This is a genomic window from Candidatus Endomicrobiellum cubanum, from assembly GCF_031278955.1.
GTDB classification, from domain to species: Bacteria; Elusimicrobiota; Endomicrobiia; order Endomicrobiales; family Endomicrobiaceae; genus Endomicrobiellum; species Endomicrobiellum cubanum.
In genome coordinates this window covers 26,683-31,723 of the sequence record NZ_JAITJM010000021.1, presented here as the reverse complement: position 1 = coordinate 31,723, position 5,041 = coordinate 26,683, and the positions used below count along the sequence as shown (strand labels likewise).

3 protein-coding genes are annotated in these 5,041 nt (G+C 30.4%); 1 reads left to right on the top strand and 2 read right to left on the bottom strand.

The window, feature by feature from the left end:
• Positions 1-424: 424 nt before the first annotated feature.
• A complete protein-coding gene (locus tag LBD57_RS01910) occupies positions 425-718 on the bottom strand; it encodes a hypothetical protein (protein WP_373469656.1) in 294 nt (97 codons plus the stop codon).
• Positions 719-1,120: 402 nt separating this feature from the next.
• Positions 1,121-4,063 carry a UvrD-helicase domain-containing protein gene (locus LBD57_RS01905; protein WP_373469655.1) on the bottom strand — a complete coding sequence of 981 codons (2,943 nt, stop codon included), beginning with the start codon at positions 4,061-4,063 and terminating at the stop codon, positions 1,121-1,123.
• A 350-nt stretch (positions 4,064-4,413) separates the two neighbouring features.
• Here LBD57_RS01905 and LBD57_RS01900 point away from each other — a divergent pair, with 350 nt between their 5' ends.
• Positions 4,414-5,013 (top strand): hypothetical protein, encoded by a 600-nt coding sequence (locus tag LBD57_RS01900; RefSeq protein WP_373469654.1) that lies wholly within the window; start codon positions 4,414-4,416, stop codon positions 5,011-5,013.
• The last annotated feature ends 28 nt before the right edge of the window (positions 5,014-5,041 follow it).

The following is a 5,041-nucleotide window of genomic DNA, read 5'->3' as shown; positions in this document are numbered from 1 at the left end:
ATATTTGGTGCTTATTTTAACACTGAGTATTTATAAGTTCAATAAGACCTGACTTTATATCTAAACATCTTTTTAGAATATTATTTTACATAATTAATGTATATTATGTAAAATAATATTCTCTTCTGACTTGACCATTTTAACGAAAAAAAAGAAAAAGCACTCATAAAAAAAGAGGAAAGGGGTAACCCAAACGATCAAGTCAGTTGAACGCACACTCATACCAGATGTGTATTTTTTATGTCTAAGCACCAAACATTCAAATAGAGAAGGCGAAACCCAAGCAATTCAGAAGAGTTGCGCCCTCCGTGACTAAAGTGTAGAAATTTATTTTAAACCTAAAAAGGCAAGATGGGCTGGCCTCTACCATCCGGTAGTGGCGTCCCACCTTGTGTTAAAAGTATAGTAAAATTATTTTTTTATGTCAAAGTATTATGTTGTTTTTGGATACTACAAGCAATCGTTTAATATTGTTTCTTGCTTTTAACTCTATTTTGAGTTTAGCCAGACATTGTTTTTCAGTCAATCTGATTTTTCTTAAATCAAAAATTAAATTTGCGGATTGTTTAGATGCTGTTTTAAAATTGTTATCTATCGTCCTTTTTCCTTTTCCAGTAGGACATTTGATTTCCCAAGTAATGCCGTCCATAACAATATCTGCGGTATGAATACCTTTTGAACAAATAGGAACCAAAAACTCAACATCCTTGCGAACCAAGCCGTTTCTAATTCGTGTTTTTCTGGATATGCCCCATCGCGAATAATAGTTTTACCGAATTTCGTCATAAAAAAATTATAACAAAATGTTTAGTCTGTTGCAATTTTTTATTTTAATGAGATGATTTTTGGTATTTGAAATTTAAGAGCAGGACATCAATGCAGAAAATATGAATATAATAAGAAAGTGGTCATTGAGTAATATTGAAGATTGTTAGGGTTATAAAAGAAAAGGTCAGAAAAAATGAATAAAAAGCCGACCTTTTACTAACTATCTTTTCCTTTCATGCGGTTTGCCTGTATAACCAGTACAAGTGGCATTTGTCTTTGACCCTAACGGTCTTGCAATTTTGATTGTTAAACTATACTAAAAATAGTAAACTTATTTCACTGAATTGAGCTTTTAAAATAAATCAAGCTGAAAAGATTTTTGTTTTGCTTGAAATGTCTTTTCAGGGTTACTAAATCTTAACAATTCGCTTTCAATTTTTTCTAAAAAAGGCGAAATTTTTAAATTTTTATAAGTTCCCAGCCATTTTCTTTTTACAGAGCGAGTTAGGAATAATCTTTGCTGCGCTCTTGTCATACCAACATATAATAAACGTCTTTCTTCTTCAATCTCACAAGCTTTTTGAGCTCGGTAAAAAGGAATAATCCCATTTTCCATTCCAACTATAAAAACGCATTTAAACTCTAGTCCCTTTGAAGAATGCAACGTCAATAACGAAATTCTATCAGCTCTTTGATCAAGAGTATCTATTTCAGATAAAAGAGAAACTTCGTGAATAAATTCATTTTTCGTTCTATAGGTCTGTGCCAGTTTAATGATGTACTTGAGAATATTATCGTCAATTGATTCTTTAAATTCATCGCCAAGCTTATTGATTTGCGATATAACAGGTCCATCATTTTTTAATTTGTTTAGTAGTTTTATGACTGGTTTTTTGTCACATAATAGATCATTAGATAACTTTACAAAAGGCATACCAGATTTTTGAAGTGCTTCAACTATAGGTTTCAGCTGTGAAGATGTACGGTATAAAATAGCAAAGTCAGCAAACGAAACATTAGTTTCCTCGCCAGAAGCTCTGTTAGTATCAATAGAAAAGAAGCTATGCCCTCCAATTAGATTTTCAATACTTTTGACCACAAATTCTGCTTCTGATTTTTCAGTTGGAGCCGTATGTATAGTAATTTTTTCATGAGGTTTGTCATATTTTGCTGTTATATTATATGAGCTAATAATTTGGTTTGAGGCATTGACAATAGTTCCAGTAGAGCGATAGTTATTTCTTAAACTAATTGTTTTAGAGAGAGGGTAATCTTTAGAAAAACTTTCAAAAAATTTCAAATCTCCTCCCCTAAACCCATAAATTGCTTGGTTAGGATCCCCTATTACGAATAAATTTCCATCGGAAGGAGCTAGTAGTCTAATTAACTCATATTGTCTAGCGTCGATATCTTGATATTCATCAACTGAAATATATTTAAATCTATTTTTATATGACTTAGCAATATCGGGGTTATCATTAAGAAGTTTTATTGTAAGGATTATCAAATCGTCAAAACTTAAAATATTTTCTGATAGAGATTCTTCTCTATATAAATTCATTTCGTGGTTACTTACTACTTTAAAATTAAGACTTATCCCTGCTTTATCATGATTTTCTTTTAAAATAGAAAAACATAAAGAATGGAATGTATGAATATTAATGTTTCTATAGTTTTTAGGAAGAAATATATTAAGTCTATCATTCATCTCATGAGCTGCTCTACGTGTAAATGTTATCGCAAGAAAGTTTTCAGGGGCAATATTATTTTCTAAGACCATATAGGCTATACGTTTTGTCAATACTGTAGTTTTTCCAGATCCAGGCCCTGCGATTATTAAAATTTGTTTATTAGCATTTTTTATTGCGCTCAACTGATATTCGTCAAGACCTGATAATACTTCTTTGTTTTCTAGAGCAGGAATATCAAAGTTATAACTTTGATATTCCTGCTCTGCTATTTCTAGTTCTTTTTTAGGTAATCTGACAGGCTTTTTTTCGCTCTTTAACGGCTTTGCAGGTATTTTCATATCAAACATCAAGTTTGTAAAATTATTTCTTTCTAGCTCTTTTTGTTCAAATAACTTTATGACACCATACTCGCCGTCAAATCCTGCATGTTTTATAACTTTTCCTTTCCTTAATCGTGAAATCGCTTCTCCAAGTAAAGAAGAATGGTTTTTTGATATTTCGTCTATAGGGATATTCCCTAAAATATCTAATTCAGATCCCAATTTTTGTATTAGTTTTTCATAAATAATATTTACTGACTTGCTAGAGCCACCGACTTGCATAATTTCAGATAGAATTTCTTGCAAAGGGACAAGGCTAAATACTTTCCCTGCGGTTTTTGGAATTACGAGATCTTTACGATCAGCTAACTCGTTAACTCTATGCATAACTCCTATTGTAAGAGGTTTATTGCATTCGGGACATATTCCTTTAAGTTTTTTTGTTTCTTCAGGAGTTAGACAAACATTACATTTTCTATGACCATCTTCATGATATTTACCTTCTTCAGGGAAAAATTCTACAGTGCCAACATATCCTTCACCAGTTTGGAGTGCTTTTCTGATAGCAAAGTAGTCTGGAGTTGTATCAAAAACTGTAGCTTCACGAGCAAGTTTAGAAGGTGAATGCGCGTCAGAATTAGATATTAGTCTATATTTATCAAGACTAGAAACTCGCCAATTCATTTCTGGATCTGAGGACAGTCCAGTTTCTAATGCGAAGATGTGGTCTGAAAGATCTCTATAGCAATCTTTTACTGAATCAAACCCTGACTTTGAACCTAATATTGAAAACCACGGCGTCCAAATATGCGCTGGAACTATATATGAACCTTCGCCTGATTCTAAAGTTATTTCAAGGAGATCTCTTGAATCTAATCCGAGTATAGGACGGCCATCAGAAACTATATTCCCGATGGCAGAAAGTTTTTGTCTTAAGTTTTCTGCGCTTTTAAAATCAGGAACAAATACAATATGATGGACTTTTCTTGTCCTTTCACCCTTTTTGTATATGGTTGAAATTTCAACTGATAACAAGAATCTTAAGTGATAGTTGTTTGTTAGAACTTGTTTTTCAATGTCATCTTTTAATTTAAAAACACCATGTTCAGCAGGAACAAGTTTTTCTTTTATTTCTTTAAACCATGCTGGATGTGTAAAATCACCTGTTGATATTAAGCTCAACCCTTTCTTTTGAGCCCAGATAGCAAGTTCTTCTAAGTTACAACTTTTACTGGTTGCTCGTGAATATTTTGAATGTATGTGTAGGTCAGCATAAAAAAACATTAAAATTCCCTTAGGTTTAATAAAACATTATTAATTTTAGCAAAAATAAAGCCTAACTTGAGCTATGAAAAGGTCAAGTTATATTTTATACAAAATATAAAACCAATATAGGGAGCGTTATGGAATGTTAGTTAAAAATTTCATACATAAACTAACACTGATGTTGCAATAGCTATTTTCTTCACTTATGGGGTTTTAGAGACTTTAAATTTATTAAAGTTATGTTTATTGTATTTTTATTATAAAATTGATATAAATAAGCTATTGTATGTTAGTAAAATGTTGTTAATGTTAAGTTTTTTTAATTGTTTTAGATGTGATTTGCAAATAAGGCGGAATAATTTAAAACAATGGAAAATATTTTTAAGATTACCATCGCTGACAAAAATATAATTGCTGTTTTTATGTCAATTTCTTTATTTTTAAATATTTTTTCTTGTTTTCCCTGTCCAAATATTAATACTTATTCTATTCAAACAAAAAGTCAAGTAATTCAGTTAAAAAGTCACTTATGTAGGGTTTATAGTGCTATAAATGTTCCAATTAAATTAGCAAATAAAATATTGAGGTATGCTGTAGAAACAGAAGATGTCTCAAAAAATATTATATGCAATGGTGGATTTGGTAAATATATTATCAAAACAGATACAACAGAAAAGACTCAACAAAAAATTGTAGTGCTAGAAATATCTTTAAATTTCCTCAATAGTTTTAAATCAAAGATTTTCAAAAATTACCCAAACTATAAACACAGGTATAATTACAATAATTTAATGTTATTTAAAGTGTTTAAAAGTCAATTTATAATTAAACCTATACTGTTTTTTTTAACTATTGTATCACTTCTACCTAGAGGTATACCAATATTTATAAAAATTATAAGCAAAAATATATTCATCACCCAGCTTTATTTTTATAAAGCTGGTTTTTTTATGTTTACAATCATTTAAATATTAATAGATAATGCTGGAGGCTTCT

Bases quoted from the DNA above. Each gene is read 5' to 3' on its own strand.
- LBD57_RS01905 (WP_373469655.1), bottom strand. From the start codon at position 4,063: ATGTTTTTTTATGCTGACCTACACATACATTCAAAATATTCACGAGCA.
- LBD57_RS01900 (WP_373469654.1), top strand. From the start codon at position 4,414: ATGGAAAATATTTTTAAGATTACCATCGCTGACAAAAATATAATTGCT.